Source organism: Prosthecobacter fluviatilis (genome assembly GCF_042655725.1).
GTDB classification, from domain to species: domain Bacteria; phylum Verrucomicrobiota; class Verrucomicrobiia; order Verrucomicrobiales; family Verrucomicrobiaceae; genus Prosthecobacter; species Prosthecobacter fluviatilis.
This window is the reverse complement of the sequence record NZ_JBHSMQ010000009.1, coordinates 194455-218845: the sequence shown is the minus strand read 5'-3', so window position 1 is coordinate 218845 and position 24391 is coordinate 194455. Positions and strand designations below refer to the sequence as shown.

Annotated in this window: 26 protein-coding genes; 3 read left to right on the top strand and 23 right to left on the bottom strand. The window is 64.7% G+C overall.

Translation table 11 applies throughout. From position 1 onward, the window contains the following. The 18 genes from ACFQDI_RS20890 to ACFQDI_RS20805 form a co-directional block, all read right to left on the bottom strand. Positions 1-574, bottom strand: a 574-nt coding sequence (locus ACFQDI_RS20890; protein WP_377170530.1) for a hypothetical protein, incomplete at its 3' end; no start/stop codon positions are given. A 107-nt stretch (positions 575-681) separates the two neighbouring features. Beyond that, the gene (locus tag ACFQDI_RS20885; RefSeq protein ID WP_377170528.1) at positions 682-1491 is read right to left on the bottom strand and encodes a hypothetical protein; all 810 of its coding nucleotides are present in this window, start codon (positions 1489-1491) and stop codon (positions 682-684) included. A 24-nt stretch (positions 1492-1515) separates the two neighbouring features. After that, positions 1516-4299 carry a beta strand repeat-containing protein gene (locus tag ACFQDI_RS20880; protein WP_377170526.1) on the bottom strand — a complete coding sequence of 928 codons (2784 nt, stop codon included), beginning with the start codon at positions 4297-4299 and terminating at the stop codon, positions 1516-1518. Positions 4300-4524: 225 nt separating this feature from the next. Further along, positions 4525-5079 (bottom strand): peptidoglycan-binding protein, encoded by a 555-nt coding sequence (locus ACFQDI_RS20875; protein ID WP_377170524.1) that lies wholly within the window; start codon positions 5077-5079, stop codon positions 4525-4527. Positions 5080-5169: 90 nt separating this feature from the next. Beyond that, entirely contained in the window at positions 5170-5478 is a 309-nt protein-coding gene (locus ACFQDI_RS20870) for a hypothetical protein (protein WP_377170522.1), read from the bottom strand. Between the two features lie 23 nt (positions 5479-5501). After that, entirely contained in the window at positions 5502-6197 is a 696-nt protein-coding gene (locus tag ACFQDI_RS20865; RefSeq protein WP_377170520.1) for an alpha/beta hydrolase family protein, read from the bottom strand. Between the two features lie 136 nt (positions 6198-6333). Beyond that, complete coding sequence (locus ACFQDI_RS20860) at positions 6334-7146, bottom strand: hypothetical protein (protein WP_377170518.1); 813 nt, start codon at positions 7144-7146, stop codon at positions 6334-6336. 23 nt (positions 7147-7169) lie between these two features. Next, positions 7170-7298 carry a hypothetical protein gene (locus ACFQDI_RS20855; RefSeq protein ID WP_377170516.1) on the bottom strand — a complete coding sequence of 43 codons (129 nt, stop codon included), beginning with the start codon at positions 7296-7298 and terminating at the stop codon, positions 7170-7172. Next, positions 7295-7708 carry a hypothetical protein gene (locus ACFQDI_RS20850; RefSeq protein ID WP_377170514.1) on the bottom strand — a complete coding sequence of 138 codons (414 nt, stop codon included), beginning with the start codon at positions 7706-7708 and terminating at the stop codon, positions 7295-7297. Before ACFQDI_RS20850 ends, ACFQDI_RS20855 begins: the two co-directional genes overlap by 4 nt. Before the next feature lie 48 nt (positions 7709-7756). Then, a complete protein-coding gene (locus ACFQDI_RS20845) occupies positions 7757-8947 on the bottom strand; it encodes a hypothetical protein (RefSeq protein ID WP_377170512.1) in 1191 nt (396 codons plus the stop codon). Positions 8948-8967: 20 nt separating this feature from the next. After that, positions 8968-9111 (bottom strand): hypothetical protein, encoded by a 144-nt coding sequence (locus ACFQDI_RS20840; protein ID WP_377170510.1) that lies wholly within the window; start codon positions 9109-9111, stop codon positions 8968-8970. 82 nt (positions 9112-9193) lie between these two features. Beyond that, positions 9194-9922 (bottom strand): hypothetical protein, encoded by a 729-nt coding sequence (locus ACFQDI_RS20835; protein WP_377170508.1) that lies wholly within the window; start codon positions 9920-9922, stop codon positions 9194-9196. Between the two features lie 6 nt (positions 9923-9928). Continuing rightward, complete coding sequence (locus tag ACFQDI_RS20830; RefSeq protein ID WP_377170506.1) at positions 9929-10219, bottom strand: spike base protein, RCAP_Rcc01079 family; 291 nt, start codon at positions 10217-10219, stop codon at positions 9929-9931. A gap of 92 nt (positions 10220-10311) precedes the next feature. Continuing rightward, positions 10312-12606, bottom strand: a complete 2295-nt coding sequence (locus ACFQDI_RS20825) for a portal protein (protein WP_377170504.1) — start codon at positions 12604-12606, stop codon at positions 10312-10314. Positions 12607-12829: 223 nt separating this feature from the next. Then, a complete protein-coding gene (locus tag ACFQDI_RS20820) occupies positions 12830-13384 on the bottom strand; it encodes a PIN domain-containing protein (protein ID WP_377170502.1) in 555 nt (184 codons plus the stop codon). Next, the gene (locus ACFQDI_RS20815; RefSeq protein WP_377170500.1) at positions 13381-13842 is read right to left on the bottom strand and encodes a helix-turn-helix domain-containing protein; all 462 of its coding nucleotides are present in this window, start codon (positions 13840-13842) and stop codon (positions 13381-13383) included. The genes ACFQDI_RS20820 and ACFQDI_RS20815 overlap by 4 nt, the downstream gene beginning before the upstream one ends. A gap of 167 nt (positions 13843-14009) precedes the next feature. After that, on the bottom strand, positions 14010-14762 hold the full coding sequence (locus ACFQDI_RS20810; RefSeq protein WP_377170498.1) for a hypothetical protein: 753 nt from the start codon (positions 14760-14762) through the stop codon (positions 14010-14012). A gap of 13 nt (positions 14763-14775) precedes the next feature. After that, positions 14776-14979 (bottom strand): hypothetical protein, encoded by a 204-nt coding sequence (locus tag ACFQDI_RS20805; protein WP_377170496.1) that lies wholly within the window; start codon positions 14977-14979, stop codon positions 14776-14778. A gap of 268 nt (positions 14980-15247) precedes the next feature. Between ACFQDI_RS20805 and ACFQDI_RS20800 the strand changes: the two genes are divergently transcribed. From ACFQDI_RS20800 to ACFQDI_RS20790, 3 genes are all read left to right on the top strand, one after another. Then, entirely contained in the window at positions 15248-16888 is a 1641-nt protein-coding gene (locus ACFQDI_RS20800) for a site-specific DNA-methyltransferase (protein WP_377170494.1), read from the top strand. After that, positions 16888-19563 carry a DEAD/DEAH box helicase gene (locus ACFQDI_RS20795; RefSeq protein WP_377170492.1) on the top strand — a complete coding sequence of 892 codons (2676 nt, stop codon included), beginning with the start codon at positions 16888-16890 and terminating at the stop codon, positions 19561-19563. Before ACFQDI_RS20800 ends, ACFQDI_RS20795 begins: the two co-directional genes overlap by 1 nt. Before the next feature lie 168 nt (positions 19564-19731). Then, entirely contained in the window at positions 19732-20163 is a 432-nt protein-coding gene (locus ACFQDI_RS20790) for a hypothetical protein (protein WP_377170490.1), read from the top strand. 470 nt (positions 20164-20633) lie between these two features. Here the strand turns inward: ACFQDI_RS20790 and ACFQDI_RS20785 are convergent, their stop codons facing one another. The 5 genes from ACFQDI_RS20785 to ACFQDI_RS20765 all read right to left on the bottom strand — a co-directional run bounded on the left by ACFQDI_RS20785 (position 20634) and on the right by ACFQDI_RS20765 (position 24212). Next, entirely contained in the window at positions 20634-21467 is an 834-nt protein-coding gene (locus tag ACFQDI_RS20785) for a hypothetical protein (RefSeq protein WP_377170488.1), read from the bottom strand. A 163-nt stretch (positions 21468-21630) separates the two neighbouring features. Continuing rightward, positions 21631-22218, bottom strand: a complete 588-nt coding sequence (locus tag ACFQDI_RS20780) for a hypothetical protein (RefSeq protein ID WP_377170486.1) — start codon at positions 22216-22218, stop codon at positions 21631-21633. Between the two features lie 23 nt (positions 22219-22241). Next, positions 22242-22781, bottom strand: coding sequence for a hypothetical protein (locus tag ACFQDI_RS20775; protein WP_377170484.1), 540 nt, complete (start codon positions 22779-22781; stop codon positions 22242-22244). 203 nt (positions 22782-22984) lie between these two features. Continuing rightward, positions 22985-23830 carry a hypothetical protein gene (locus ACFQDI_RS20770; RefSeq protein ID WP_377170482.1) on the bottom strand — a complete coding sequence of 282 codons (846 nt, stop codon included), beginning with the start codon at positions 23828-23830 and terminating at the stop codon, positions 22985-22987. Between the two features lie 58 nt (positions 23831-23888). Further along, positions 23889-24212: a hypothetical protein gene (locus ACFQDI_RS20765; RefSeq protein WP_377170480.1), complete on the bottom strand. Its 324-nt coding sequence runs from the start codon at positions 24210-24212 to the stop codon at positions 23889-23891. Positions 24213-24391 lie beyond the last annotated feature (179 nt).

Sequence of the window (24391 nt, the reverse complement as noted above, 5' to 3'; positions counted from 1 at the left end):
TGTGGGTGTTGGGGGCGGTGGTGTGGGTGTTGGGGGCGGTGGTGTGGGTGTTGGGGGCGGTGGTGTGGGTGTTGGGGGCGGTGGTGTGGGTGTTGGGGGCGGTGGTGTGGGTGTTGGGGGCGGTGTGGGTGTGGGTGTGGGTGTGGGTGTGGGTGTGGGTGTGGGCGTGGGCGTGGGCGTGGGCGTGGGCGTAGGCGTAGGCGTAGGCGTGGGCGTAGGCGTAGGCGTAGGCGTAGGCGTAGGCGTAGGCGTAGGCGTAGGCGTAGGCGTAGGCGTAGGCGTAGGTGGAGGCGTCGGTGTGGGTGAAGACGTTGGCCAGGGCGTGGGTGTCGGCGTCGGCGTCGGCCGGGGCACCTCCTGCGGCGGAATGTAAATGCTGAAGGGTGGGGGCGCGGGGAACGGATCTTCCACGGTGGTCTGCGGGGCGGGGGACTGGCTGCCGAAGGCGGAGGTGGTCTGGTCGATGTCGATCCTCGGCCGCGTGCTGCGGGTGCGGATGAGCACGTTGTCCTGCGTGATGCCGTGGGTGATCCGCACGCCGGGTGACTTGGCGACCCACTGCCGCGACAGCCACGAGCTGCCGGGCTGGACAAAACTGCCGGCGGCGGCGGGCGCGGGGGATGCGGCCGGAGGGCCGGAGGTGGTCGTGGTATTAGGCATCAGAAAATGGTATTCTAAAGGCTATGAGGTGCTCTCGCGGTCGTCGATGGGCGGCATGGCCTCGACGAGCTCGCGGAACCAGAAGCCGCCGATGTTTTGCGTGGTGTCCTCCACGGGGTAGCGCTCCCAGTCCGTCATGGGCGTGGCGGGAAACTCCTGCGCCACCAGGTCTCCGCTGACCTCGGACTCGGGCGTGCCTGCGCCAAAGATGACCTGGCCGCTGGTCTGGTAGCGGGGGAAGCGGCAGCCGGGGTGCAGGCACTCGGGGATGCTGCCGCTGCAGCCGTCAAAGCTCCAGTTCGGCGAGTCGGTGATGGGTGTGGGGGAGCGGTTGTCGCGCCGGGGCCAGGGCACCTCGGAGAGGAAGCGGCTGATCTTGAACCACGTGGGGTATTCCGCGCCGTCGCGTATCTTCATGCGCGGGTGCGTGCGTGCTGCGGTGGCGATGCCGGTGCTGTCATACTGCGCGGAGAGCGGCAGGTTGCCTTTTTCAAACCAGAGCTTCAGCAGCACGGTGGGCCAGTAGTGCATGCGCTTGACCCAGGAGACCTGGAAAGGCGTGTTGCGCTCGGCTTCGGTGCGTGTGCGGCCAAAGATGAAGGTGCGCTTCTGGTAGTCCGCCTTGGCGGCGTGCACCAGGGTGTAGCCTTGCAGGCTCTCGGGGATGCTCTCCGCGCGCCGGATCCACTGCGGGCAGTCGCTCCAGCGGTAGATCCGGGAGTTGAAGTCCGGGAGCTCGTCGCCGGGGCCTTCCTTGGCGGTGATGGTGAAGCCGCGCTCGGCGGGGTTGGGCGTGTCCACCCAGTCGAAGTTGGAATTGATGGAGGGCATGGGGTGCGGAGGGTGGGCTTGAAATTATTCGCGGCGCTGGGAGCCCCAGCCCATCACATCGGCCTTGCGGTATTTGTAGCCGAGGCCGTTGCTGGAGACGAAGACCAGCCAGGTGGTAGTCTTGTCAAACTGCCGCGGCGGCGTCCCGGAGGCGGAGTCTGAGAGCGAGCCGTAGGTGGGATTCACGCTGACGGCCTGCGCGGTGTAGCCGATGATTTCCTTGGTGATGGCCACCTTGGTGATGTGGCCGGGCGTGGTGAGCTGCCCGCCAAAGCCGTTGGAGGCGGAGCCGCCGCTGCTGGCGTAGCCCACGGTGCCTGAGGAGGAGACGGCGGAGTTGTTGTCCAGCTGCACGGTGGTCTGGAATTCATTGCGGTAGGGCTCGCCTTTTTCCGTGGTGCCCTCCTCGGAGACCTGGCCCGTCCACAGCGGCACAAAGCCGTCTCCGCGCCCGCCTTTGAGGTAGATGTAGGTGTCCGTGGGCGTGGCGGTCACATAGGTGTAGAGGCTGTTTGGCGCGCTGGTGCCGGCGGCGGCGATGACCTGCACGCTGGCCGTGCCGGCGATGCCCGGCGGTGTGGTGCAGGTGAGGGTGGTGGCATCGACCACTCTGAAATTTGTCGCGTCCACGCCGCCGATGGTGACGCGCGTGGCTCCGGCGAGGTCGGTGTCTCCGGTGAAGTAGGTGCCCCGGATCGTGACGGTGGTGCTGCCTGCGGCGGGGCCGATGGGCGGGGAGATGCTGCTCACCGTGGGCAGTGCCAGCACGTAGTTGAAGGTGATGGTGTCCGTGCTCGCTCCATTCGGCGTGGTGACGACCACGTGCTGCACGGTGCCCGCGCTGCCCACCGGCGTGGTGCAGGTGAGGGTGTTGTCATTGAGCACGACGAGCCGTGTGGCCGCCACGCCGCCAAAGGTCACGCTGGTGGCGCCGGTAAAGCTGCGGCCGGTGAGCGTCACCGTGGTGCCTCCTGCGGAGGTGCCGCTGGCGGGGGAGATGTCTGTGACGTGGGGGACGGCCAGCTCGTAGGTGAAGAGGGTGTTGTCCGCGCTGGTGCCGCCCACGGTGGTGACGGCCACGCTCACCGCGCCCAGGCTGCCCGCCGGGGTGATGCACGTGAGGCTGGTGCTGCTCAGCACGGTGACATTCGTCGCGGGCACGCCGCCGATGGTGACGCTGCCTGCCCCGGTGAAATTTGTGCCGGTGACGGTGAGCAGCGTGCCGCCCAGGGTCGAGCCCCGCGCAGGCGAGGCGCCATTGGCCATGGTGGCGGTGACCGTGGGCGCGGGCTGCACGTAGGTGTAGAGATTGCTGGAAACCGTGCCGCTGGGCGTGGTGACGGCCACGCTGGCAGAGCCTGCGGTGCCCGCCGGCGTGGTGCAGACGAGGCTCGTGCCGCTGATGACGACGACGTCCGTCGCGGCCACGCCACGGATGGTCACGCCCGTGGCTCCGGTGAAGTTGGTCCCTGTGAGGGTGACGCTGGTGCCGCCTGCGGTGGAGCCCGCGATGGGGGAGATGTCGGTGAGCGTGGGCGGTGTCAGCACGTAGGTGTAGAGGCTGTTGGCCGTATTGGTGCCGCCCGGCGTGGTCACCAGCACGCTGGCCGTGCCCGCGCTGTGCGCGGGCGTGATGCAGGTGAGGCTGGTATCATCTACCACGGTGATGCCGGTGGCCGCCGTGCCGCCGATGCTCACGCCGGTGGCCCCGGTGAAATTCGTGCCGGTGATCGTCACCGTCGCGCCGCCATTGGCCGAGCCGCTGGTGGCGGAGATGGCGGTGACCGTGGGCGGCAGCACGTAGCTGAAGAGCGTGTTCGCCGCATTCGTGCCGCTGGGCGTGGTGACGAGCACGCTGGCCGTGCCCGCGCTGCCCGCTGGCGTGGTGCAGGTGAGGCTGGTGCCGCTGCCCACGACGACGCCGGTGGCCGGTGTGCCACCGATGGTGACGCCGGTGGCGCCGATGAAATTTGTGCCGGTGATCGTCACGCTCGCGCCGCCGCCCAGCGGGCCGCTGGCGGGTGAGACGACGCTGACGGTGGGCGCGGTCTGGTAGGTGTAGAGGCTGTTCGCCGCATTGGTGCCGCTGGGCGTGGTCACGAGCACGCTGGCCGTGCCCGCACTGTGCGCGGGGACGGTGCAGGTGATGCTGGTGCCGCTGACCACGACGACGCTGGTGGCCGCCGTGCCGCCGATGGTGACGCCGCTGGCTCCGATGAAATTCGTGCCGGTGATCGTCAGGCTCCCGCCGCCTGCGGGGAGTCCGCTGGAAACCGAAACGCCGCTGACGGTGGGCGCGGCCTGGTAGGTGTAGAGGGAGTTGCTTGCATTCGTGCCGCTGGGCGTGGTGACGAGCACGCTGGCCGTGCCTGCGCTGCCCGCAGGCGCGGTGCAGGTGATGCTGGTGCTGCTCATCACGGTGACGCCCGTGGCCGCCGCGCCGCCGATGGTGACGCCCGAGGCGCCGGTGAAATTCGTGCCGGTGATCGTCACGCTCGCGCCGCTGGTGAGCGGGCCGCTGACCGGGGAGATGCCGGTCACCGTGGGTGCGGCCTGGTAGGTGTAGAGGGAGTTGGCGGCATTGGTGCCGTCCGCGTTGGTCACCAGCACGCTGGCCGTGCCCGCGCTGCCCGCAGGCGTGGTGCAGGTGAGGGTGCTGTCATCCACCACCGTCACACCGGTGGCGGCCGAGCCGCCGAGCGTGATGCCCGTGGTGCCGGTGAAGTTTGAGCCGGAGATGGTGACGGTGACGCCGCCGAGCAGAGGGCCGGAGACGGGGAAGATGCTGGTGACGGTGGGAGAGGCCATGATCGTTAAAGCGGGTGGTATGAAGTGGTATTAAGAGAGGTGGGGAAAATCACGCGGCGGCCATGGCCGGGTGCGGGGCAGGGCGCCCTGTGCGGGCTGCGTCGCGGGCCGGGCCGTGTTTGAGCGGGGCCGGCTGCGCTTTGCCGGCGGGGCCCTGCCTGATCTGGGGCCGTAATGGTGTGCTGGACGATGCCATACTATGGTATTGGGTCCGGATTTGAATAGTCAAGCGGATGCTTGAAAAAGGTTTTTCATCAGCGCGGCGCAGCCGCACTGGCGGCTGACGGCCAGGGGATCGTAGCGGCCGTCGGCCACGTATTTGCCGCAGCGGTACTGGTCCGTGAAGGACCAGAGGTAGGGGGAGGGGACGCCCTTTTTGCGGTAGCCGGTGCCGTTGTAGTTTTCAAAGGCCACCAGCGCCGCGCCGGGGCTCCAGTCGGTGGCTTTGTCCAGGCCGTCGTACACCAGCGCATCGCGCGCGCTTTCCTCCCAGGTGAAGGGCGGTGTGCCCGCCTTGGGCCGGCCTTTGGGCACCTGCACGGTGCGCGCGGTCAGCGGGTCGCCATTGTGCAGGTGCCGGGTGAATTTCAGCCCGCACTCCATGCTGTGCAGCACACCTGGCACCCACCAGGGCATGCCGGGAAAGTGCGCGGCCACGGCCTCATAGCGCGCGCGGCTGGCCAGGATGCGCGCGGCCTCCGCCCGCGCCTCGGCGGCGTGCTCGGCCTTGATGGCGCAGGCTTTGAACTGGTCTGCATAGGTGTCTGCGAGGGTGCTCATGGTTTTCAGTGTTCGGTGTTCAGTCCTGGCCCAGCAGCAGGTGCATGCCCCAGAGCAGCAGGCCTACGGCGGCGATGCCGATGAGCGCATTCATGGCGTCACAGCAGAGGCGGGGTTTTTCGGCGTGGGCTGGGCTGCCAGCACCTGCTGCAGGGCGGGGAGGTTTTTCAGCTCCTGGGCCGTCATCGCCGTCACGGCGGCGCTGGTGCTGCCGCCGGAGATGAGCAGCGCTCCGCCGCCGGCGAGGATGTCCTTTTCCACATCTCCGATGATCTGCGCCTGTACGGCGGGCGTGCGGATTTTCAGGAGGGCGGGACTGCTGCAGGCGCTGAGGCTCAGGAGAGCGAGGGCTGTTACGAGCACGGCGGCTGCGACGCGGGCGGGTGTGGGTGTTTTCATGGGGAAAGTGTCTTGTTTCTTGGTTATTCGTCACGCAGGCCGCTGTCTCCGGGGCTCCAGTCTCCGGCGCTGTGTGTGGTAGAAAGTGGTATTGCATGGTCCGCGAGATCATTGGCGCTGAGGGCCTGCATGAGCGCCTCAAACGGCGCGCCGCGCTGCAGCCAGGTGGAGTGGCCGCAGGTGTCGTCGCTGTGGTCCTGCACCACGCCGGGAAAGAGCGCCGCAAACTCGCGCCCGCGCAGGCCCAGGCTGCCGTACCCGAGGCCCAGCCAGCGCAGCAGGGGGCGCGTGGCGGCGGCAAAGCGCAGCGCGCCGTCATTCCGGCTGCCGTAGATGTGGATGCGGCGGATCAGCCCCTCGCGGATGGCCTCGGCGAAGTCTTCCTCGTCCGCCGCCGGGGAGATGAGGTGCGCGGCGTCGATCTCCGCCCCGCAGGCCTCCAGCACGCGCGCGATGAGGTCGCAGCCGTTGCTGTGGCCCACCAGCACGAGGCGGTAGCCCGCGCGCCGGTAGTAGCCCGCCTTTTTGGCGATCTCGTCCGCGCGCTCGCGCTGCCGCACGCGCCGGAGCAGGGCGCCGCAGGCGTACTCAAACTTTTCCGCCACCACGCCGTCCGGCAGCCGGGTGTTGATCCAGGTGACAAAACGGTCCGTCCACCCCTCGGCGTCGCCGGGGTTGGTGCGTATGCCGTTGATGGCGATGTAGCAGGTGCGCGTCATGGTGATTCAGCTCCGTGTGTTTGTGTCTGGAGGCAGGGGCATGCGGTCATGCTGGCTGCCCGCCCGGACGTCCGGTTTTGTCTTCGCTCATGCGGGGTGTGAATGGCCGTGTGAAATGGGTTTCATAGGGCGTGCATCACTCAAACCGCCCGCGGGTGTCTCTCCAGCCGCGCACGGTCAGCTTGAGCGTCACGTTGGTGCCTGCGGCGTTTGCGATTATATACCCGTAGGCATCCGTCGGTATCATGAAGTGTCCGGCGGCAGGAGCTGTCGCGGCCACTCCGCGCAGTGAGGCCGTCTCCGCAGTAGGAGTGACGAGGGTCGATGCCGACGCATCCAAACTCACGAAAAACGCTCCGCTGGTGGATGATGCTGACGCTTTCAAAAGAGCATCGACAGACGGCGGCGCCCGCAAGGCGATGCCTGTTTGGGAGCTGACTATCGTGCTATAATCTGCGGAAGTCTGCGAGGTGCCGAGAATCGTCTCATCTCCATACTGCTGGCTGGCGACCAGCGTGGTGCTGCTGGCCGCGCGCACCCAGCCTATGCGGCGTTTGTACATGAATCCTGAGGGCAGGGGCACACTGTTGCCATAGGCGGAGACAATCACGTCAACATTGCCGGACGAGTCCATGATGAGCCACACGGCATAGCAAGAATGAGTGGTCAGCGCCGGGACTGAATAAGGGTCCAGCCCCCCGCTGCTATCCCCGGAGGCCCACGTGGCATCTACGAGTTTGGTCAATATGCCTCCGAGTGTCATGTCCACGCTGTTGGTGTCGTCCCGGCAGGTCCCGGCGTACACGTAGACATTGCGCGTGCCGATGCTGCGGATGGCAAGCCCGGCCAGGTACCCTCGCGGCAGGGCGCCCGCCGCCGCAATGACCGCATTGATCTTCGTGCGGGCCTGAAGCCCGGTGTCGCCGTTTTCGAGAGTGCTGAGTGGCATGGGTGTGCTGGGGTGGAAAAAAATCAGGAGTCGCGCCAGAGCGCCGCGTCATCCCAAACGCCTGCGTCATTCCAGGCACCGTTTGCGAGTACCCACGGCGGGCCGCCCGGCTGCCGCGCAGCCAGCGAGAGAGTGTGCGAAAGTCCGATCATGGTTTCTGGTGGTTAGTGGTATGGCTGGCCTGCAGGGTGGCGCCGCGCAGCGCGTCAAAGCTCAGCGTTTCCAGCTTTTCCACGCGCCTGGTCTGCAGCTCGATGAGGTCGGCGATCTGCTGCGCCTGGTTGTTGAGCGCGTCGCTGAAGCGGTTCACCGTCTCGATGCCACGGCCCCAGACGGCGCGCAGGATGAGCACGATGAAGCCCGCGAGCGCGATGATGAAGCCGATGAGCACCACATGCAGCGGCTGGATGGAGAGCTCCTGGGGGTCGATGTTTGCCAGCTTGAGGTACCACCCCGCCACCGTGGCCGCCACGAGGCCCAGCGCGCTCACCGCCGCGCCAAAGATGCAGGTGGCCAGGGAGAGCGGCATGTCAAAGTGTGAGGGGTCGAGGGGGAGCTTCATGAGGGCGTGGGGTAAAGGGGCTGTCGCGTGGTGTGTGCGGAGGTGGGTCTACACGTAGCTGTCGCTGCTGTAAAAGGTGCTGCCGACGAGGCTCATGCGCGCAAAGCCGCCGCTGTAGTTTGTGGCGGAGCCGATGTCTGACCACAGCAGCGTGAAGGTGCCGTTTGAGCCGGAGATGCCGCCGCTGCTGCCTGAGCCGCTGCTGCCACCGCTGAGATCGAGCGCAGGAGGCGTGGTGCTTTGCTCGGTGAGGCAGCTCTGCAGCACGATGGTGCCGCCCCCGCCGCCGCTGCCCCCTGCGCCGGGATTGCCAGGAGCTCCGGTGAAGGATTCATCGCTGTAGCCTGAGCCACCGGCACCGCCACTGCCACCCACGCCCCCGGCGGAGGTGAAAGGGCCGGCGCCCAGCAGGCAGTCTGTGAGCACGAGCTGGCCGCCGCTGGCGCCGTTGCCGCCATGCCCGCCGTCTGAGCCGTTGTACATGCCGCTGTCTCCATTCGCGCCCGCACCTCCCAGGCCGCCGGAGCCGGAGCGGATGGTCACGCTGCCGACGTGCAGGCCGGAGAGGCTCACGGTGTCGAGCGCGGTGCCGTCTCCGGCGCTTCCGCCATCTCCTCCGGTGCCGGAGATTCCATCGACGCCATAGACATAGAGCGTGGTGATGCTGACGAGCGAGCGGCTGCTGCCGATGAGGGTCACACGGGTGGCATCGCTCACTGTGAGGGAGGGGATGACGGCCCGCTGGCGGAAGCTGTGAAACACGAGGGTGACCTCACTGGTGCTGAGTGTGAGCCCCGCAGCAGGAGAGCCGGACAGCACAAATCTGGCCACGCCGCCGGAGAGCGCGGCGGCGTAGGCGGCAGCGAGGGTGGCGAAAGGCCTGGCCGGGTCTCCCAGGGCGGCGGTGGCGTCATTGCCCGAAGGGTGTACAAAGGCGAAATCGCCCAGGCCGTTTGCGCCGCCGCCCGGGGCCGCCCAGGTGCCGTCCGCCCGCAGAAAATTCGTCGTCCCGCCGCCGAGCTTTGGCAGCAGACCGTGGGCGCCGGTGGTGGCGTTCAGCGTGGTGACGTCCGTCGGCGCGGCGAGCTCGTCCAGCCTGACGGGAGCCGCCGCCTCCATCAGCGCCGCGCCTGCGGCCGTGAGGGTGAACTTCCGGTCCGCGCCGCCCTGCGTGCCGTAGAGCAGCCCTCCCGTGGCGGGAGTCGCGGCGGTCAGCGAGGCGAGTGTCTGGTCAGCCATAAAGTATTAGGATGTGGTTTTCAGTGGGAAAGAAGGAGAAAGCCTGCCCCGTCCGCCAGCCGCAGGCCGCCCGTGCCACCTGCCAGCAGCAGCACCTCCCCCGCCCCCCCCGGCGAGGAGTCGCGCATCTGTGCCAGAGTCAGGGCTAGACCGAGTGCGATCATGGGGAAGGGGGAAAGGGGGCGGGGGTCAGGGTGTTTGCCTGTGCTCGCAGAGGCTCCGCAGGTGTCATGATCAGCAGCCGTGTCATTTGGCATCTCCCAGGTAAGAGGTGAGCGCAGCAGAAACGGCATCACTCAGAGGCTCTGTAAAAGCCAGCCAATGGCGAAAGCCAACCACGCCATACGAACCAAAGTAGTATCCAAGATTCAGGGCGTCATCCCCAGTCACGTAAGGGCCGGCCGAGGTTGTGCTGTCATAAACAGTGCTCCCATCAATGGCAACCGCACGTCTAGATCCAGACTTCATGAGCCGCAGCACATGCCAGCCATTGTCAGCCAGGAGCGCAGTCGGAAACGTGATGGAGACGGATCCATGGCAGAGACTGAGGGTGGCGTTCTCCGCCCCCGTGTTCAGTCCGATCTGATTTGAGATTCCGGTGGAGGTGAAAACTCCAGCTGCAGGAACTGGCGGCAGTTTGATCACCAGCCAGATTTCCATGTCGCCCGTGGTCCCAAACAGGAGCTCGTTATTGATGCCGGTGCCCAGAGAATCATCAACACCATCCATGGATATGGATGCGCTCCCGTCGCCGTCGTCCGCCTTCCAAGTCGGCCGGGCCGTGCCCGTTTGCGCAAGCGTGTAAAGCCCCCTCCTGCCCACCCATGAGGAGACAGGATCTCCATCAGCACTCCCGGTCAGGGTGCGAAAATCAAACCACTCCGACATTTCTCCGAGATTCAGAGGATCAAACGGCTGTTGCAGCACGTTTTGGGTGCCGAGGGCGTGAGCAAATGACAGGCCAAATCCGAGCATGGTGTGTTAGAGCGCAACAAGGTTCGTCGCCGTCGTCCCCGTGGCGTTCACGCGGGCCGTCGCTATGGGCAGCACGGCGCCTGCCGGCACGGCGGCAAAGGTCACGGCCACGCCGTTTTCATTGATGGCGGCCACGTCCCCCGCGCCCCCCACATACAGCGCGCGCGCCGGGCCCCCTTTGATCGCGACGCTGTCCGAGGGCGTGACGGCGCGAAAGGACGCGTTGGGCACCATCTCCTGGAGGGCTCCGGGGATGGACATGGGATCGAGCGGTGTGCGGCGTTGTGAGGCAGGCATGGCGTGCTAGGGGGTTAGGTTTGTGTTCAGGATGTTGGAAAATGTCATAACGTGGTTGGTGTAGGCGTGGACCGCCCGAGGCAGGTCCATGATCAGGCCGGCTGCGGTTCGGCTCCAGGCATACCACCCGGTGGTATCGTCATCCCAGCAGCAGCCCCCGGCCCCGGCATGCCCGCCCCCGGCGGCATCATGCCCGGCACGCCCGCAGCGGCGGGCGCACCAGTGCCCGGCATCGGCATGCCCGGGGCACCCGGCGCAGCTCCGGGCGGCGGCGGTGCGGCCGCCTGCTCCTGCTGCTGTTGCAGCGCCAGCAGGCCCTTCAGCTTTTGCGCCTCCTCCGGCGGCAGCAGCGGCAGGCAGCTCTCCAGCGTCACCACCGGCTTGCGCACCATCTCCTCCGCGTTGGAAAACTCCAGCGCCTTCAGCGCCTGCACCACGCCCACGCGTGCGCCCGCCTTGTCCGTCTCCGGCAGGCCCGAGTAGCCCTGCAGCTGCTGCATCATCACCTGCGCGCCCTGCAGCTTGTTCTGGTTTTGCTCCTGCGTCAGCAGCATCACCACGTCGATGTCCAGGTCGCGCACATGCTCCGGCGTGATCTTCACCAGCTCCTTGTTGTGCCCCTCGCCCCAGGCAAAGGCCTCCTCGCGGTCAAAGTTCGAGTAGAAAAGCTTCACCGCATAGCTGAAGCCCCGGCCCTTGCTCCGCCGCAGCCGGCGCACCGGCTTCTTCAGCAGCACCGCCGCGCGGCTGATCAGGGCCTTGATCCCCGTCGCCGTGTTGCTCTCCGGCACCGCCGAAAGATCCCCCTGGCTCGCGTTTGTGATCCCGCTGCGCAACTGCGCCAGCTGCATCCCCGTTTGAAAAAGCTCCATGCTCCGCGAGTCCGCGTCCGGCAGGTTCGCAAACTCGATGCAATCCCCCAGCCGCTTCCCCGCCTTCGGCCGCAGCGTCTTCCCCGGCCCGATCACCATCGCCCCGCCGTCCTCATCCACCTGCAGGTTTTCCTCATGCACCGCCGTCAGCGGATTCGCATGCATCTCATTACGGAAGCTCACCTGATTCCACAGATTGTCCGTGCCCGTCTGCAGGTAGGAGTACTTCGAGAAAAATCCCCGACCATACAAGCGGTGCGGCACCGGCTCCCACACCTCGCACTTGATCGGCAGCTCCGCCTTGGGCGACACATTCGCCAGGTAGTCCGCCCACACGATCCAGTCCTCATGCACCGGCGGAAAGACCATGCACACCCGCGCCTCGCGCCCGGTGCCCGTCACATCCGCGCGGATGTACGCCTCGATCAGCCTCACGCGAGTGTTCAGCAGCTTGTCCGCCTCCTCCTCGCCCAGCGGCTCCTCCGCCGGCGCGCACGTCACCGTCGCATCCGCCGTGCGCTCGCGCTGCACCTCCTCATCGCTGTGCACCCGCGTCTCCGCGCAGCGCGCCAGACGTATCGCATCCTCCTTCGACAGGTGAAACCTCCGCATCGCCTCAAACGTGCTCATCTCCACGCTCACGTACACATTCGTGTGCCGCAGATCCAGCTCCGGCGCATCCTCGCGGAAAGAGATGTCGTTAAAGTGCACCGGCACCGCCTCCACCCCCTGGCGGATGACCGTCTCGCGCGTCTCATACGCATCCTTCCACTCCAGCCTGCCCTTCAGGCGGCGGCGCAGCCGGCGCACCTGCGCATCGCTCGTCACATAGTCGCCCAGCGCATCCAGCACCGGCACACCGTCCGCATGCAGGCAGGGCGTCACCGCCTCATGCACATCCACATCCGTCGCGTAGAGCGTCTTCATAAAGCACTCCCCCAGCGTCACCGCCTGGTCGATCCCCAGGCACTGCGCATCCAGGTAGCGGCCGTCGCGAAACGTCCACTGCAGATGGTGCTGGATGTCATCCGCCAGCTTCGAGTCCGTGCGGCCCACCGGATTCGCCGCGAACCACGGCTCACCGCCGTAGATGTCCTGCTCCGCCTGCGCCGCGGCAAATTCCGCCAGCGCCGCCACGATGTTCACCGAATCATTCGCCATGTCAAAGATGCTCGCCGCATCCTCCATCTCCAGCTTCTCCCGGCGAGCCCGTGCCCGATGATCAAAAATATCCTGCGCCTCCTGGCTCCACTTCAGGCGGTTCGCCCGCCATTGGACAAGGCCCGCGTCATACTGCGCCTTTTGAGAGCGCGCCCATTGGACAAGCCGAACTGCACGCGCCCCGCCATTCGCCGCCAGCGCATCCTCCAGCGGCGTCTTCTTGCGCTTGCGCACCAGCGCCGCTTTTGCGCGCAGGGCAGCCACCGTGGCCGCAGCCGGGCCCAGGGCATGAGGCGCAGCATCCGCCAGAGGCGAAGACGAAAGAGCAGGGGCAGGTGAAGGGAGCAGAGGCATGCGAAAAAGGAGAGATCGAGGGTCAAACAAACATTTGAGTTCCCCCTCCGAGTTCCGCACTGCGTCAGGCTTGTCTGCTCATACTCCTTGGGTCCGAATTTTAAACCGCAAGCGAAAAGTGTTTTTTGGCTGGGGAAAAAAGTGAGGTGGGTGACTGCAAGCAGCTTTTTATGGCTCTAAATGCTCGAAAATACCATCGCTATCAATTCCAGCCGCGCTCGCATCACGAGCTCAGCTCGTCCAGCAGGCGCGATGAAAATTCAGGCACAAACCGTCCCAGATCAATCAGGTGATCTTCCAGCGTGCAGCCACGCTTCTGCGCGATGCCTCCCAGCTGGTGCATCACATGCAGCGGCTCCAGATCAAACAGCGTCAGCAGATACTCCTGCGGGTGCTTTGCCGTCACACCCCATGGCGACAGCGCCGCATCGCTGAAATCACGCAGGTTGAAGGTCAGGATCACCTCCGCCTTGCTGTGAACCGCGCAGGCCAGCACATGCCTGTCCTTCGCGTCATTCATGCACTTATCTGTCAGGTGTTCATATCCCTCTGCCAGGCTCTCAGGAAACGCCCGCCGCAGCTCTGTTTGAAAACTGTCCGCCACATGCTGCGGCCAGCCGAGCGGGCCCAGTTGTGTCCGGCGTGTCTCCGCCAGGATCTCCTCGCTCCACACCGGCAGGTACAGCCTTGGCTTTTCGGCCAGGAGCAGCAGCAGGTTTGCCACGCCGTAGTTCGCCAGTACGCAGGCATCCAGCACCACTTTAAAGTCCGCCCTCATGTCTTCTCGGGCATGGGGGCGGCGGGAAAGTAGAGCCCGGCTTTCATCACCTCTTCAGTCAGCCGGTCCATCGCCTCGCGGCGGTTCTTGTCTCGTTTTTGCTCGTAGGCCAGCAAATCCTTGAAGGTCACGCGCCGGTGCGCGCCCACCTTGTGGTGCGGTATATCCCCCTTCTCAAGAAGATTCACGAGATGCTGCCTTGAGACTCCCAGGTAGTTCGCCGCAGCCTGCGTGGTAAAGGCCTCGTCCTCCGGCACCATGACGATGGCCTTGCGCTCATTCATGAGCCGCACGATCCGCGCAAAATGCGCAAACAGCGCTTCTGGAATGTGCGTGCGGTTTCCCTGTTCATCGATCAAAGCCACGTGATCCCGCTTGGCAAAAAGCCGGGCAAGCACGTTCAGCTCATCTTCGGGGATGAGGGAAGGATCGAGGCGGTTGGTTCGAGTGGTCAGCATGTCTAAAAAGTCCTTTGTACAATCTGGTGGAATGTGGCGGCCTCTTCACTGCGCGGAGGCTTGGCGCATGCGCCAAGCCTCCGCGCAGTGAAGAGGTTTACAAGCAATTAATCGCTACAAACGCTATATTCGACGCACCTGATTCGGTTTTCGTTCGCTTTTTGCCCTCACCAGACTGCCGGCAGCTCGTTTTCACACCCATACGCGGGGCCGTCCACTTCGGTCTGTCCGTTGTCGCGTTTCCGGTAGATGGATGAATAGAAAAACTCCAGGGAGGACAGGTTCACCTCGCGGTAGGTGAAGTCATGCAAGATGCGCTCCAGACGCATCCTCATCTCCTCCTGCTTGCCGAGGTTGATCTCTCCCGTGAGCTTCAGGTAGGAGCGCGCGATGAAGAAATTGAGCCCTGCCGCAAACAAGCACGTTCTGGGGTCATGTTTGCTCATCCCAAAGTCCAGATGCACAGGCCTGAAGGTGCACATCCAGAGGGAGAAGGCTGCAGCACGGCGCGTCATGAAGGGCGCGCGGGAGTTGATGCGCACGCTCAGCCGGGACACCTCCTCCTGCAGCGCCAGGCGCGCCTCCTCCTGCATCAGGCCTTCCTTCTTCAGCCGGTCCATCAGCTGATGCAGCCGCATGATGCCGTACACATCCCTGCAAAAGCGGCCCAGCATCAGCCGCAGCGCATGGTAGTCGATGCGGATGGCCTTGGGCGTGATCGTCTTGCTGGCCTGGGTCTCCACATAGCGCACGGCCAGATTTTCAAAAGCCTCCGCCATCGCGGCATCTGCATCCGGGTGGTTGCCATGCCAGAAGAGGCACTTCAGCTCCGCGTCCATCATCTCTCCGGCGGTGGCCACCAGCGCCGGGGCGGGCGGCTTGTCCAGGGGATCATGCCAGGCTTGGCGCTCCTCGCTCATGGGGCAGGTGCGCTTATCGGGCGGTCGTCACACCAGCGCAGGCTTCCCACAGCGCGGCTCCAAAGGACTCTGTCTCCTCCTGGTCATGCGGGCTGGCGCAGCTCGCATCTGGGAAGTCCGTGGCGTTTTCCCGCTGCGAGATCAGCTCCGCAGGCACGGGAAACAGCTCCTCCAGAGCGGGGAGCCCGGACACATATTGTTCGAGAAGTCTTGGCATGGCGGGAAAGGCGAAGAAAACCGGGAAATTTCCCTTTGGCAAGCAGAAATCCTACGCCGCTCTAGCAAGAACTCGCATCCGCTCGCGCCGCCCTTGCCACCGCTTCCCATGGCCCTGCGGCAGCATATCACACTTGTCCTCTGGATGTCGCGTCGCTTTGGTGGCTTCCCTTCGGCAGTCCATTGGAGGGGTATGCCCGCTCTTTTATGCGCCTCAGCCTTGAATCCACGCGTGACAGCACGCTCAGCCCTGCGTAAAACAGGCGGGCATGCCCACGCTCAACTGGATCGGCAAGGACGCCGTCATCAACCACCATCTCGAAGTCCCGTTTCGTCTGCTCAGGGACGTGCCGGAACTCGGCTGTGGCGACCCCGGCAGCGGGAATCTCATCGTGGAGGGGGACAACCTCCTCGCCCTCAAGGCCCTGCTGCCCTACTACCGTGGAAAGGTGAAGTGCATCTGCATCGACCCGCCCTACAACACCGGCAACGAAGGCTGGGCCTACAACGACAACGTCAACAGCCCCGCCATCCGTCAATGGATCGGCGAGACCGTCGGGAAAGAGGGAGAGACCCTTGACCGCCATGACCGCTGGCTGTGCATGATGTATCCCCGGCTGGCTCTACTAAGGGAGTTCTTGAGCGAGGATGGGAGTATTTTCATCTTCCTGGACGACAATGAAATTCAGGCGCTGCGATATCTGATGGATGAAATCTTTGGGCTGAAAAACTTTATTACGACATGCATCTGGCAGAAAGTTTATTCACCCAAAAACTCGGCCCGGCATTTTTCAGAAGACCACGACTATGTGGCTGTTTATGCAAAAAATGCGGAAACGTGGAAACCTAACTTGGTGGCTAGAAGCGACGAGCAAGATGCCGCTTATAAAAACCGAGATAATGATCCGCGCGGCGTCTGGAAGACAAGTGACTTGTCGGCGAGAAACTATTTTAGCAAGGGAACATACTCAATCACTTGTCCAAGTGGACGGGTTATCGCTGGCCCACCAACTGGGATGTATTGGCGCGTCTCAAAGGAAAAATTCGACGAGTTAAATGCCGACAAGCGAATTTGGTGGGGCAAAGACGGCAACGCTATACCGCAAATCAAACGCTTCCTCACCGAAGTGAAGCAAGGCGTGGTTCCACAGACGCTCTGGTTTTATAAGGATGTAGGTCACACACAAGATGCGAAGAAGGAATTGGTGTCTGTGATGGATTTTAAAGACTCGGATTCTGTCTTCATCACCCCAAAGCCCACCCGCCTGATCGAGCGCATCCTCCAAATCGCCACGAACCCAGGCGACCTCGTTCTCGACAGCTTCGCAGGCAGCGGCACCACAGGTCACGCGGTGCTCAAGATGAATGCGGCTCTAGATTGCAGTTCGGAGGATGCCGCCGCAAGCCGCCGCTTCATTCTCGTGGAAATGGACGAAAAAATCGCGCCTGAAATCACCCGCGAGCGTGTCAAGCGTGTGGCAGAAGGCTACAAAAATGCCAAGGGCGACTCCGTGCCCGGCCTTGGCGGCGGCTTCCGCTACGTGCGTCTTGGCGATCCGCTGTTCGATGACCACGGGCGCATCAATGAGGATAAAGTGCGTTTCGCCGATCTGGCACGACACGTGTATTTCTCTGAAACGGGCGAGCCTCTGCCCAAGGAGCGCATCTCGGCCAAGACGCCGCTGCTCGGCATCCACCATGGCCGTGCGGTGTACCTGCTCTACAACGGCATCCTCAAGGACAAGAGCGTGGACGGCGGCAATGTGCTGACAAGCGCCACCCTGGAGCACCTGCCCGCGCACGATGGCCCGAAGGTGGTTTATGCCGCCGGCTGCCGCTTCAGCAAGGCCCGCCTCGACCGCGAGGGCATCACCTTCAAACAAACGCCTTACGCCATCCGCACCCGCTAATGGAACTCAAGCAATACCAATCCCACGCCCTGCACTGGCTGCGGCGCTACTACCAGAAGTGCTGTGTCATGCAGCAGGCGGAGGACACCTTTCCCGCCTCCACGGCATTTACCTCGGTCACGGCGGAGATTCATGAGGGGCAGGGGCTGCCCTACGCTCCCGTGCGGCAGGTGCCGGGCATCCCCTACGTGTGTCTGCGCATTCCCACGGGTGGCGGCAAGACGCTGGTAGCCTGTGAGGCGGTGAGCCTGGGTGTGCAGGAGTTGTTGCAAAGGGACCGCGCCCTGATCCTCTGGCTGGTACCGAGTGATGCCATCCGAACGCAGACGCTGTCCCGCATGCAGGATCGGGACGATCCATACCGCCAGTCTTTGGACACCAGCCTGGGAAATGTGGCCGTGCTGGACATCGAGGAAGCCACCCGCATGAAGCGGGCCCTGCTGGACAGCCATACCGTCATCGTGGTGGCGACCATGCAGGCCTTCCGCCGCAGGGACATGAGCGCGCTGAACGTGTACAAGAACAACGGTGAGCTGATGAGCCATTTTGAAAATCTGCCGCCGGAGCTGCTGGAGGCGGTGGAGCGCGAGCCTGAAGGCCACTTCAACCAGTCGCTGGTAAACGTCTTCCGTCTTCGCAGGCCCTTTGTCATCATTGATGAGGCGCACAATGCGCGGCAGCCGCTTTCATTTGAAACCCTGCGCCGCCTGAACCCCTCCGCCGTGCTGGAGCTGACCGCCACGCCAAACCTCAAGGCCGAGATGGTGAAGGAGGACGGGGAGAGCTATGAAAACCCGCCCAGCAACGTGCTCTTCTCCGTCTCCGCCTACGCGCTGAAGGCGGAGGAGATGATCAAGCTGCCCATCTACCTGCGCTACCGCGAGCCCTGGGACGCGCTGCTGGGAGACGCCATCGGTGTGCTCAATCACCTCGATGGAGAGGCACGGCAGGAGGAGGCGCAGACGGGCGAGTACATCCGCCCCATCATGCTGCTGCAGGCTCAGCCGGAGTACAAGGACAGGGCCAGCATCACCGTGGAGACAGTGGAGGCAAAGCTGAAGGAGTTTGGCATTCACGAAAGCGAGATCTGCGTGCACACCGGCAGCAGGCGCGGCCTGGATGGCATCAACGTGCAGACCCGTGAGAGCAAGGTGCGCTTCATCATCACCGTGCAGGCGCTCAAAGAGGGCTGGGACTGCCCGTGGGCGTATGTGCTCTTTTCGGTGGCGGAGATGGGCAGCAGCAAGGCGGTGGAGCAGATTCTGGGCCGCGTGCTGCGCATGCCGAAGGCGAAACGCAAGCAGCGAGACGACCTGAACAACGCCTACGCCTTTGTGGCTTCCTCAAGGTTTGACGAAGCCGCCAAAGCACTGAAGGAAGGGCTGGTGGCATCCGGCTTTGAGGGGCAGGATGTGGATGATCTCGTGGTGGAGCGCCCCCTGCTGCCCGGCATTCCTGCCGAGACTGCTCCGCCGCCAGATGTGCCCGTCACGACGATTCTGCCAGACAAGCCGAAGGCCGCGCTGCCATTGGCGGTGGTGGATGTGGTGACATGGAACCCGAAGACCGGCGAGCTGACCGTGGCGAAGCCTTTGAACAAAGAGCAGGAGGACGCCGTGCTGGCCTGGGCAGGAACGGACAAGGCCCAGGCCGCTGTGCGTGCCGCTGTGAACAAACGTGCCGGCCGCGCTGCCGAGCCGCAGCAGCGAAAAACCTGCCCGGCAGAGGCTGGCGTGACGTTCTCCGTACCCGTGCTCGCACTGAAGCAGGGGGATTTCCTCCATCAACTGGAGGAAGATGACATCTTGGAACGCAACCACTGGACGCTGGCCAAATGCGATGCGCTGCTGCCCAGCTTTGTCATCCCGACTGAGCAGCGCGGAATCTCGATTGATGTCAATGAAACGGAAAAGATTCAGCAGCGGTTCCTCACTGAAACCGACCGCCAGCAGCGCCTGCTGGAGTCCAGCGCGGCGTGGCCGCCAGCCAAACTCATCGTAGCCACAGCCCGCGCCTTTCCACATCCTGGCCTGACGGATGCGGAGGTGGACATCTGGCTTCAGCGAGTGATCTCCGAGCAGGAGAAGCGCGGCGTGACCCTGGAGCAGATGACCGCGCACCGTCATCGTTTTTTCAAGGCCGTGGCTGCCCGGGTGAACGAACTGGAGAAGCAGAACCAAAAGAAGGTGTATGAAACACTGCTGTATGGCGACGGCTCAGGCACCGTGCATGTGTCGCTGGCGAGCGTCTTCACTTTCGATCCGCAGAAGTATCCGGTGGGAGATCGCTATCACGGCCTGGAGCTGCCCCGGCACTACTACAAAGAGATTGGCGCCATGAACCACGAGGAGATTGAGTGCGCCCGCATTATCGCTCATGACGAACGTGTCGAAACATGGGTGCGCAACCTTGAGCGCGAACCGAAGCTTTCATTTTGGATTCAAACGAGCACGGACAAGTTCTACCCCGATTTCCTCGCGAAGCTGAAGAACGGAAAAAACCTCGCGGTGGAATACAAAGGCGGCCATCTCGCCGGGAACCCGGACACCGTGGAGAAGGAACGCCTCGGCAAACTGTGGGAGGAGCGCAGCGGCGGGCAGTGCTTCTTTGAAATGGTGAAAGGTCCGGGAGATTTCGCCAAGATTCAGGATGCCATCAAAAAAGCAGCGGCGTGAATTGAGCCCCCCCTGCATCTCCCGCACCCACAAATTATCCAGCGTGGGGCTGGGCAGGGGCTTTCAGCGGCGGTTCAGGGCTCAGGGGGAGGGTGGGGGGCTGTAAAATTCACAAGATTCCGGAGATGACAAACGGGGATGGCGTATCATGCGTGTCGATTCCCACCTATGAAAAAGTCCACGGCTCTTTTTGCCCTGCTCGTCACCCTTGTCCCGGCTGTGCTGGTTTATTTTGCGGCCAGTTTCCATGCCGCCCACCAGCAGCAGCTGCTGGAGGAGCAGATCAGGCAGGAGGGGCAGGCCGCCATCGATCACATCCTGAAAGTGAATGAACTGCGGCGCACCCTGCCGGGAAAATCCATCGCCGAAATCGCCGCGCTCGCCTATCCGCCGCTGCCGCAGGGCTACATGCTGCGCCCCCTCACCGCGGGCGAGCGTGCACGCTATCCCGCGCTCAAAGACTCCGACTTCCTCGTGCAGCAGACCGCCCCGCCCTACCTCAGCATCCCCAGCGCCGCGCCGTACCTGCAGCTCGACATCACCGCAGACAGCCCCCCGCCCACAGCGCCCGCCGCTCAGTCCACCGCGCCCGCGCGCTAGCCTGCGGTTTGAGGCCAGGTGCGGGAAAGGCGGCCTTGGGTGTGTGTGTCGGCACACGGCAGGCTGCAGGGCGTGCGCACACCCTCGCAGTCGGGCGGTTTGGCGGAGGTCAAGGCAGTGCCTCGGAAATCCTTCGGTGCCAAACACGGCCGACCTGCGTCCGCCGCGCGGCCCTTCAGGCTCGTTGATAAAAGTGCGTGGTATCATGCCACGCACAGCTGAAAAACGGGTCTTATGGATGTAAGCCAGCATCCCATGCGGCTTGGCCAGCGCTCTGGCGGAGAGGGATCGTCCCGATCCCTCACGCTCACGCATCGCCCTGCATTCTCGTGCCTCCGCAAAGCCGAGCCTCCCTCATCATCCAGCGCCCTCGCACATCCACAAACACGCTGCAGGTGGGGGGATCAAGATGATCCCCCTCCGTCAGCTCGTGCCTCCACCTTCAGGCTCGTTGATAAAAGTTCGTGGTATCACTCCCCGCGCCCGTGCATTTCCAGCACACGCTCGCGCACGCTGGCGGCGATGTCATCCGGCGTCGCGTAGGGCAGGGGGGCAAAGGCGGCGGTGTGCTGCACCAGGCCCACATCGTAGAGCTTCGCGATCTGGTCCAGCGCCTTCAGCCGCACCGAAAGCATCGGCGCCGAGGCACGTGCGCCCGCCTCATCCTCGTCATCCTCAGCCGCCTCATGCAGCAGGCCCGGGAAGGTCTCCTCCACCGTCTGCCACAGCACCGCGCACAGCTGCTCGCGCAGTCCGGCAAAATCCGCCTCGCACTGGGGCGAGCGTGCCGCGTGTGCCGCACGGCCCAGCCGCCAGAGATCCTGCACCGCCTGCGCCCCCAGGCCCAGCACGCGTGCCACCTCCAGCAGCGGCAGCCCCTGGCGCACATGCAGCTCAAAGACCACCTCCTCCGTGCGCAGCCCCAGGGCCCGCGCGCGCTCCAGCCAGCGCCGCAGCCCGGCGGGCAGCCATACCGCCGCCTTCGCCCCCGGCTCCCGTGCGGCAGCCGCACCTGCGCCAGCGGCACACGCAGCGCCAGCGCCATGGCCGCCTGCGGCAGCGCCTGCCACTGCGCCATCAGGCAAAGCGTCCGCCTCATTCCCAGCCGTCGCACGGGGCGCATAGGCCCCATCCTCCAGCCCCGCCACAGTCAGCGCACCGCTCACCGCCTCACCGCCCGCTGGCGCAGCGTCGCCCTCCGTTCCCGCCATGCCGCCTGCGCCCGCCGCCGTCTGCGGTGCCGCAGTGCGCCGCCGTGCCGCAGCCCTGGGAGCGCGGGGTTTGGAGGAGGAAGCTCGGGCCATGGGTCCTGATGGGTTGGAGTGGTGGAATGTGGTATGAAACAGCCTGAAAAGAAGACCATGACATACCATCATCGATTGGGTCCCGATTTTTAAATTCAAGCGCTTTGTTTCGCAAACACCCGCCCCCCACGCCCGCCCCGCTTCAGCACAGCCCGGCCCGCCCTCAGCTTTCCGCCATCCCCGCGCGTGCCGCCCGCCTCCGCGCCCGCCAGAGCTGCGCCTGATGGCCTGCCTGCGGTAGAAGCAGGGCCATCGCCAGCGCGCCACCCATTACCAGCGAGTTTGCCTGTGCGATGCCCGGGTCGTTCAGGTAGCTGTCAAACGTGGGCCACCGGCTCGTCACGCGCTGGCCCTGCAGCAGCCCGGGGCAGGCGTGGAAGATGATCCAGCTCTGCGCGATGCCACCCCCCAGCCAGAGGAGCGGCATCCACACCATCATGGGCGCATAGCTGGGCCACCACCGCCACATGGGCACCGCCGCCAGCAGGCACAGCAGCAGCGCCACCGCGCCGCCCACGCCCGCCGCGAAGTCTTGTGTGATGAAATACCACGGTGGAGCATCCCCCGGGCTGCCGCCGTGCAGGGAGAAATGCTGCATCACCGGCTCCCGCAGCGCATTCGCCAGGCGGTAGGACCCGACCACGACGACGAAGAAGAGGATCATCCCCGAAAGCTCAAACTTCCACGCGGCAGAGGGGCTCTCCGGTGGGAGTGGTGAAGGTGGCTGCTGCTGCGGATTCATGGGAGGCATCGGGGGTGGTATGAGGCCATCCTTCAGCGGGCCTTCTGCGCTTTCTCCTTCGCCTTGGCCTCGTAGCGCCCCTCGTAGGGGCTCCAGTCCGTTTTGTCATCCTTTTTGGGCAGGATGCTCAGCTCGTAGGAGCCCAGGTGGCCGCCGCCTTCGTCAAAGGTGGCCTGCAGGCACTGCACGGTGCCCGCCACCACCTCCTTCACCGTCACGCCGTAGGGCTCGCAGTCTCCCAGATTTTGCAGATCCAGCACGATGCGGAAGTGCCGCCCCTTCACCAGCTGCACAGACACCCCCATGTGCAGCAGGGACACCAGATTGGAGTCCGGCATGCCGGCGCTCTCACTTTGCGGCAGCCGGTTGGGCATGGCGATCGCGCCGATGAACGACTCCGGCACCGCATTCACCAGCACCGGCACCCGCGCCACCACCACCACCGCATCTCCGTCAGTGCCCAGCGTGGTCAGCGGCTGGTGGATGAAGGCCAGCATGCGCGTCCCCGCATGGGCGCAGGCTGCACCCAGCACACACACCGCCAGCGTCAGAAAGAAAAGCCCTCGTTTCATACAGATCATGGTCATGGTCTTAAGCAGCAGGTATTATTGCCATGACCACCCCGTCTTAGCACTTTGCCCGCAGGCTGTCGAGTCCGGGCCATATCAGCACCGCCCCGATGTTTGGGCCTCTCCCGTCCTTCGTAGCCCACCGGGCGAAGAACGGATTGCGGCCATCCTTCATCTCCCCGGCATGGCAACTCATCGCGCTCGCGTCACTCTTTCCCACCATCGCCCGTGCCCGGCTTCTTCTCCGCACCCGCGTCCTTCAGCGGCTGCAGCGGCACGCGGATCTCCGAGGGCGAGCCCCCGTCCAGCGTGACCACCTGGCTTTCATACCCGGCGGAACCTACCGAGATCTGGTAGGGCTCCAGCACCATTCCGTAAAAGTCCAGGCTCATGCCCTCCGCGCTGCTGTGAGTCACGCTGCTGAGCCGGGTGCCCGGCCGCGTCCCGGCAGCGGGCCCCACGCTGGAAAGCCCGTCGTGACGGCAGCCGATGTTGTTCAGCCCTTTCCCGCTCACCGCATCATACGGCGTCACGCGCACGTGGAGCGGCCGCGCCTTGGCAAACGACTCGCGCATCTGCGCCATCCCAGCGTTCATGAGGAGGCACAGCGCCATCACCGCCAGCGTCACACCCCAGGCGATGGACCTCGCCCACTCCGTGTCCTGTTTCTCCTCCGCAAACCACTCCTGGTGCCCGCTGCGGGAGAGCACCGCCGCCACATACACGCAGCCTGCCAGCATGAGCCACTCCGCCCACGTGCCATAGCTGGCGCGCCCCAGCACCCAGCCCCCGCGCGGCAGCCAGTCCAGCGCGGCCCATGTCACGATCACGCAGGCCACCACCACCGCCAGCCTGCTGAAGAACAGCGCCCACTTCCGTGAAGAGGCCCGCCCGATCAGCAGCCCGTAACCGATGGGGATGCCCACGAATCCCAGATTGAAGAAGAAGCGGCCCTTCAGCAGATTAAAGAGCGTGTCCGCCAGCGCGACCGCGCCAGACGCGAGCACCAAGATGCCAGCCATGCACACATGCCGTGGGGGGAAGGGGGCCATGCCGCCTTTTTACACGCAGGCGCCCGCAGAAGTCACGCCCAAACAGCGCTGCCTCGCCTCAGGCGCTCTCCGCGCCACCACCTTCGTCGCGCGGGGCTGCGTCCGCCTTCGCCTTCGCAACCTCCCGCCCCGCAGGCCCGCGAAACACACGGCGCACCGCCTTCGCCAGCGTCCCCAGCACCTCCAGCAGCGACAGCGCAAAGCTCCCCAGCAGAAACCCGGTCAGCGTGGAGATCACCCAGCCCGCCTTCTCCCAAAAGAAGTAGTACAGAAATCCCGGCAGAGAGATGAGCACCGCGCAGCCCAGCACAAACAGCCCATACGCCACCAGCGCAGCGGCGGTGCAGGCCTTGCGTCGGTTGCGCAGCTTTTGAATGATCATGGTCAGTGTGCAGGCTGAGGTGTGCGTGCCAGCGCGAGGCACGCAGCCGGCGCAGCAGCAGTCACGCCCAGGCACCGGCATTCAACCACCGCCACCTGCACCCATGCCGCACACGCGCCCCACCCGCATCCGGTTTTTCATGCGGCACCGCCTCCCGGCCGGAGGATGGCCGTCCCGGC

Bases quoted from the DNA above. Each gene is read 5' to 3' on its own strand.
- ACFQDI_RS20885 (WP_377170528.1), bottom strand. From the start codon at position 1,491: ATGCCCTCCATCAATTCCAACTTCGACTGGGTGGACACGCCCAACCCC.
- ACFQDI_RS20880 (WP_377170526.1), bottom strand. From the start codon at position 4,299: ATGGCCTCTCCCACCGTCACCAGCATCTTCCCCGTCTCCGGCCCTCTG.
- ACFQDI_RS20875 (WP_377170524.1), bottom strand. From the start codon at position 5,079: ATGAGCACCCTCGCAGACACCTATGCAGACCAGTTCAAAGCCTGCGCC.
- ACFQDI_RS20870 (WP_377170522.1), bottom strand. From the start codon at position 5,478: ATGAAAACACCCACACCCGCCCGCGTCGCAGCCGCCGTGCTCGTAACA.
- ACFQDI_RS20865 (WP_377170520.1), bottom strand. From the start codon at position 6,197: ATGACGCGCACCTGCTACATCGCCATCAACGGCATACGCACCAACCCC.
- ACFQDI_RS20860 (WP_377170518.1), bottom strand. From the start codon at position 7,146: ATGCCACTCAGCACTCTCGAAAACGGCGACACCGGGCTTCAGGCCCGC.
- ACFQDI_RS20855 (WP_377170516.1), bottom strand. From the start codon at position 7,298: ATGATCGGACTTTCGCACACTCTCTCGCTGGCTGCGCGGCAGCCGGGC.
- ACFQDI_RS20850 (WP_377170514.1), bottom strand. From the start codon at position 7,708: ATGAAGCTCCCCCTCGACCCCTCACACTTTGACATGCCGCTCTCCCTG.
- ACFQDI_RS20845 (WP_377170512.1), bottom strand. From the start codon at position 8,947: ATGGCTGACCAGACACTCGCCTCGCTGACCGCCGCGACTCCCGCCACG.
- ACFQDI_RS20840 (WP_377170510.1), bottom strand. From the start codon at position 9,111: ATGATCGCACTCGGTCTAGCCCTGACTCTGGCACAGATGCGCGACTCC.
- ACFQDI_RS20835 (WP_377170508.1), bottom strand. From the start codon at position 9,922: ATGCTCGGATTTGGCCTGTCATTTGCTCACGCCCTCGGCACCCAAAAC.
- ACFQDI_RS20830 (WP_377170506.1), bottom strand. From the start codon at position 10,219: ATGCCTGCCTCACAACGCCGCACACCGCTCGATCCCATGTCCATCCCC.
- ACFQDI_RS20825 (WP_377170504.1), bottom strand. From the start codon at position 12,606: ATGCCTCTGCTCCCTTCACCTGCCCCTGCTCTTTCGTCTTCGCCTCTG.
- ACFQDI_RS20820 (WP_377170502.1), bottom strand. From the start codon at position 13,384: ATGAGGGCGGACTTTAAAGTGGTGCTGGATGCCTGCGTACTGGCGAAC.
- ACFQDI_RS20815 (WP_377170500.1), bottom strand. From the start codon at position 13,842: ATGCTGACCACTCGAACCAACCGCCTCGATCCTTCCCTCATCCCCGAA.
- ACFQDI_RS20810 (WP_377170498.1), bottom strand. From the start codon at position 14,762: ATGAGCGAGGAGCGCCAAGCCTGGCATGATCCCCTGGACAAGCCGCCC.
- ACFQDI_RS20805 (WP_377170496.1), bottom strand. From the start codon at position 14,979: ATGCCAAGACTTCTCGAACAATATGTGTCCGGGCTCCCCGCTCTGGAG.
- ACFQDI_RS20800 (WP_377170494.1), top strand. From the start codon at position 15,248: ATGCCCACGCTCAACTGGATCGGCAAGGACGCCGTCATCAACCACCAT.
- ACFQDI_RS20795 (WP_377170492.1), top strand. From the start codon at position 16,888: ATGGAACTCAAGCAATACCAATCCCACGCCCTGCACTGGCTGCGGCGC.
- ACFQDI_RS20790 (WP_377170490.1), top strand. From the start codon at position 19,732: ATGAAAAAGTCCACGGCTCTTTTTGCCCTGCTCGTCACCCTTGTCCCG.
- ACFQDI_RS20785 (WP_377170488.1), bottom strand. From the start codon at position 21,467: ATGGCCCGAGCTTCCTCCTCCAAACCCCGCGCTCCCAGGGCTGCGGCA.
- ACFQDI_RS20780 (WP_377170486.1), bottom strand. From the start codon at position 22,218: ATGCCTCCCATGAATCCGCAGCAGCAGCCACCTTCACCACTCCCACCG.
- ACFQDI_RS20775 (WP_377170484.1), bottom strand. From the start codon at position 22,781: ATGAAACGAGGGCTTTTCTTTCTGACGCTGGCGGTGTGTGTGCTGGGT.
- ACFQDI_RS20770 (WP_377170482.1), bottom strand. From the start codon at position 23,830: ATGGCCCCCTTCCCCCCACGGCATGTGTGCATGGCTGGCATCTTGGTG.
- ACFQDI_RS20765 (WP_377170480.1), bottom strand. From the start codon at position 24,212: ATGATCATTCAAAAGCTGCGCAACCGACGCAAGGCCTGCACCGCCGCT.